We start from the raw sequence: 4,046 nt of genomic DNA, 5'->3' as shown, positions 1-4,046 counted from the left end.
ACGTCCCGCCGGCTTTGTGTCAGGCGGGGATTTTTATTACTGACGTTTGCAAATATACCGAAAAGAATGAAAGAAGAAGCCTCACTTCGGAGAAGAAATGCAAACACCGACCTTTACCGATAAATCCTAAAACCCTGCTTGCACAAAACCGCTGTTGTACGACGTTCTATTATGTGGTAAATAAATATAGAAAAATACGATTACCTTTTTTTGGAAAGATACAGAAGCCATTAATTAACGGATTTGCATAGAAATACTGCGCTTCGTAGGTAGTAACATTTATTTTATACTTCTCTGAAGTTTTATCGTAATCGAAGATTTCAAATATTTCTGGGGATAAAAAATCTAAACTTTCCTTTTTAAATCCGGCATAAAATGAATGATTACTTTTTGTTTTTACTTGTTTCTTTAATTGTTCGAGATCTTTTTTTTCGAATTCAATCTCGGCTATCAGCGTATAGTCACTTGGACCTAAACGTCCATCTCCAATTTTTTCAATTTTAAATTGTGTCGATTTTGGCTCTATTTTTAAAGAGACATGCTTTTTTAGGTCTTTTACATCATCATTAATTTCGTTACAACTTGAAAGAGTTAGAATCAAGATTAAATAGTAGAAGATATGTTTCATATTATATCGGTTGTTTTTGGATGAATGTCGTACAACGTCCCGCCGGCTTTGTGTCAGGTGGGGATTTTTTGTTACTGATGTTTACAAATATACCGAAAAGTTTGAAAGAAAAAAGCTCAAAAATAGGAGAGAAGTGTAAACACTAACTCTTACCGATACACACCCAAACCCCACTTGCACAAAACCGCTGTTAGCAGTTGTGTTTGTTTTTATCACTTTTTTGTTTCCATTTTGTTTATTACTTCAATATTATAAAACTCGTGAAACTTTTTTGCGATTTCAATTGCCATTTCTGGATTTTTTGTCATATACAATGTTGTAGGTTTTTTGTTTTCTGCAAATAAATTTATTAGCACCATTTTATCAGACATAGTTGCGGTAGCTGTAGATCCAAAAGTTTTTCCACCGATTGTTTGAGTTATTGTAGTTTTAAATATAGTAATATAGTCAATGTTTGGAAAATCTTTCCAGATTCCAAAATTCGACCCTGCAATTGAAAAGACTTGACGATATTGATTTTCGTTAAAATCTAACTCAATTCCATCCGTTGAAATTAAATATAACCCAACAATAATAAATAAAGACCAAACTACGAGAAATCCTGGACCTAAAGTAATGTTTATAAAAAGCAAAGAACAAAAACCTGTAACCCAAAGAATGTTTCCAATTATTATTTTTATTAACGGTATTTTTTCTAAGTATAAGAATTTTTTCATCTCGTTTTTTAACATAACTGCTAACGTCCCGCGGCTTCGCGTCAGTTGCGAACTTCGGAACGAATTATTTTCTGTTAAAGATAAAAATTCTTGCGAAACGTAAATGTGAACTTACAACAGAATTCGCAATTGCGCGAAACCGCTGTTGTGCGTTGTCTTTTTCTTACGGTCGTTTATGAATTCTTTTCAGTTTTAATATTTCAGTATTAAATTTTCAAGAGTATTTTCACAAGCCGTTTTCAAAACCCTTATTTTGTAATCTTTTCTTTTTTAAAATTTCAAATATTCCTAATAAAATTAAAGCTATTATAATTCCTTGAATAAATAGCATTATTACTCCAAATGTGAATGAATCTAAGAATTCAACGTTTCTGATTTCTTCTCCGTAATCTCTGTGATAACTCGTTACAATTATAACAAAACGCTCGAAATAAAATCCGATTTTCATAAATATTGCGACAAACATTACATAATAAAAATTCGATGCAATTTTTTTAATAAATAGTGTGAATGGTAAAATTAAAGCAGATAAGAACATAATCCAAAATGCCCATTTATAAGGACCAGTTGCTCTTTGGGTAAATGCAAATTTTTCAGGATAAAATATCATTCCTATTAATGAATATGTCCAAGTAATAATTGAGTATAAAATAATGAACCAACAAATTAAATTCAGTACTTTTTTAGTTTCAAAACGTCTCTTGAAAAATAGTTCAACAAAAATTAGAGTCAGAATTATTGGAACAAAACAGTGGATCAAGTTCGCATCTATTATTTCAATAATTCTTTTGTATAAATCCATATTCTTTGCTATTTCGGTTTTTAAGATAACGCACAACGTCCCGCCGGCTTTGTGTCAGGCGGGGATTTTTTATTACTGACGCTTACAAATATACCGAAAAGTTATTAAGGAAAAAGTTCAAATGAAAGAATAAAATGCAAACACCAAGCCTTTACAAATAAATCCCAAAACCCCGCTTGCACAAAACCGCTGTTGTGCGCTGTTGATATTATTGATTTAGAAGAATTTTATATTAGTCTCTAAAACAGTGAAATCAAAATCTCTATATAAGTCGAAAACATTTTCAAACACAAAAACTAAAAGTAGAGAAATCAATACTAAAATTCCCGATAAAGTTATTAATGAATATTTTATCATTTTATTCGCAAACAATTTCACATGAAGTTTTTTTAAACATAGTAAAATGACCAACCAAAAAATGTAATAACATAGAATGTCTATAAAAAACTCTAAAATAAAAAATTGTCGCGACATGGATGTATGCCATCCAGTACAAGAATAAGGAAAGGGAAATCCATACATTTCTGATTCAGGCGCATCAACAGGCAAAACATTCCATTGCTTAGTTATTGCAATAAAAGATATAAGAGTTAATGAAATTGCATTTTTAAAATCTAAGTTTTTCAATTTAGCAGTATTTTTGGTTCAATAGCGCACAACGTTCCGGCGCTTGGCGAGGTTGCGAACTTCGGAACCAATTATTTTCTATCAAAGATAAAATTCCTTGCGAAATGTAAACGTGATTTTACTACAAAATTCGCAATCTTGCCAAACGCTTGTTACCAGCAGTATTAATTTATATTTTACGTATGTCGTTTTCGTTAAGCTTTCTAACATTCATTTTCATTTCTAGTTCGCAAACTCCAAATTCTTCAAAGTTTTTTCTTGCTTCAATTAAAGAAACTCGATTTGGACCTCCTTCTTTATTTGGATTTTCTGTTTGGTAGAGGTCGTCTTCCCAAAAACAAATTTCACAAATTTCATAAGTTCCATTTGGAAATTCTGATAAAGTATTGTAACCGCAACATTTGCAAAAATATTTTCCATTCGCGCCATGTTGATAATCTTCGTCAAGTTTTCTTAAGCTCATTTTTTAGGATTAAAAGATTACAAAAAAATCATCAATTATTTTTCCAGTTTGTTCAAAGACAACAGAATAAAAACCTATTGTTTTGTCTTGATTAATAATTTTACATTTAAAGGTAATAAATGGATTTTTTAAATCACATTGGATATGATTCAAGTCAATTGAAACATTTTTATTACTCAAATTTAAATCCTCACAAGTATTATTTTCAACAATTGATTTGAAGGAATTGGATAATATTTCCTTTACATTATTAGAATCGATAAAGTCTTTTGTCTGGATTTCGTTCATAAAATATTGCTGGTAACGTTCCACGGCTAAATGCAGTGCCGTGTATTTCATAAGAACGAAAATAATAAAAATAAGTTAGATAGATGTTCCTAAGAAAGAAAATGTAGGCATTGCATTTAGCCGTTGTTGTGTGTAGTTATTTCTAGCACGCCCTCTAATTTTTTAAAGGAAATAACGGAGTTGTGGCGTCTCCACCTTAATCGAATTATGCATTATCTACTTCTTTATGAACCTAAATTGAATTGATTATATCTCTGATATGAGCTGTTCAATTTAGGTCTTCCCTAAATTTTTTTTTCCGCAACAATTAAAAATTAGTAAAAACCTTACTTTTTTATTGACTTATAGGAATTTATCTACTAACTTTGCCAAGTCTTTACGCTGCCAAGCGTTTGAAAGTAAAACTTTCCACGATGTCAATCGCAAGACTTGCGGTTCTGAAAACCTTAAAATTATTACACCAAAAAAAACTTAGGGATTCATAAACGCAAAAACTACGGAGACGGCGCAATTACACACAAC

6 protein-coding genes are annotated in these 4,046 nt (G+C 30.9%); all 6 read right to left on the bottom strand.

Annotated elements, in window-relative coordinates; translation table 11 throughout:
• Nucleotides 1–169 precede the first annotated feature (169 nt).
• The 6 genes from ABGT15_RS13065 to ABGT15_RS13040 all read right to left on the bottom strand — a co-directional run bounded on the left by ABGT15_RS13065 (nucleotide 170) and on the right by ABGT15_RS13040 (nucleotide 3,575).
• The gene (locus ABGT15_RS13065) at nucleotides 170–628 is read right to left on the bottom strand and encodes a hypothetical protein (protein WP_367231897.1); all 459 of its coding nucleotides are present in this window, start codon (nucleotides 626–628) and stop codon (nucleotides 170–172) included.
• A gap of 212 nt (nucleotides 629–840) precedes the next feature.
• Nucleotides 841–1,344: a hypothetical protein gene (locus ABGT15_RS13060; protein ID WP_367231896.1), complete on the bottom strand. Its 504-nt coding sequence runs from the start codon at nucleotides 1,342–1,344 to the stop codon at nucleotides 841–843.
• 226 nt (nucleotides 1,345–1,570) lie between these two features.
• Nucleotides 1,571–2,146, bottom strand: a complete 576-nt coding sequence (locus ABGT15_RS13055; protein ID WP_367231894.1) for a hypothetical protein — start codon at nucleotides 2,144–2,146, stop codon at nucleotides 1,571–1,573.
• Nucleotides 2,147–2,362: 216 nt separating this feature from the next.
• Nucleotides 2,363–2,773 (bottom strand): hypothetical protein, encoded by a 411-nt coding sequence (locus ABGT15_RS13050; protein WP_367231893.1) that lies wholly within the window; start codon nucleotides 2,771–2,773, stop codon nucleotides 2,363–2,365.
• A 169-nt stretch (nucleotides 2,774–2,942) separates the two neighbouring features.
• Nucleotides 2,943–3,236, bottom strand: coding sequence for a CPCC family cysteine-rich protein (locus ABGT15_RS13045; protein ID WP_367231892.1), 294 nt, complete (start codon nucleotides 3,234–3,236; stop codon nucleotides 2,943–2,945).
• 9 nt (nucleotides 3,237–3,245) lie between these two features.
• Nucleotides 3,246–3,575, bottom strand: a complete 330-nt coding sequence (locus ABGT15_RS13040; protein ID WP_367231891.1) for a hypothetical protein — start codon at nucleotides 3,573–3,575, stop codon at nucleotides 3,246–3,248.
• Between the last annotated feature and the right edge of the window lie 471 nt (nucleotides 3,576–4,046).

The sequence above is a fragment of the Flavobacterium enshiense genome (genome assembly GCF_040750275.1).
Classification (GTDB): Bacteria; Bacteroidota; Bacteroidia; order Flavobacteriales; family Flavobacteriaceae; genus Flavobacterium; species Flavobacterium enshiense_B.
Note: the sequence above shows the minus strand (reverse complement) of the source record. Positions and strands in the feature narration are given on the sequence as shown.

Bases quoted from the DNA above. Each gene is read 5' to 3' on its own strand.
- ABGT15_RS13065 (WP_367231897.1), bottom strand. From the start codon at position 628: ATGAAACATATCTTCTACTATTTAATCTTGATTCTAACTCTTTCAAGT.
- ABGT15_RS13040 (WP_367231891.1), bottom strand. From the start codon at position 3,575: ATGAAATACACGGCACTGCATTTAGCCGTGGAACGTTACCAGCAATAT.
- ABGT15_RS13045 (WP_367231892.1), bottom strand. From the start codon at position 3,236: ATGAGCTTAAGAAAACTTGACGAAGATTATCAACATGGCGCGAATGGA.
- ABGT15_RS13060 (WP_367231896.1), bottom strand. From the start codon at position 1,344: ATGAAAAAATTCTTATACTTAGAAAAAATACCGTTAATAAAAATAATA.
- ABGT15_RS13055 (WP_367231894.1), bottom strand. From the start codon at position 2,146: ATGGATTTATACAAAAGAATTATTGAAATAATAGATGCGAACTTGATC.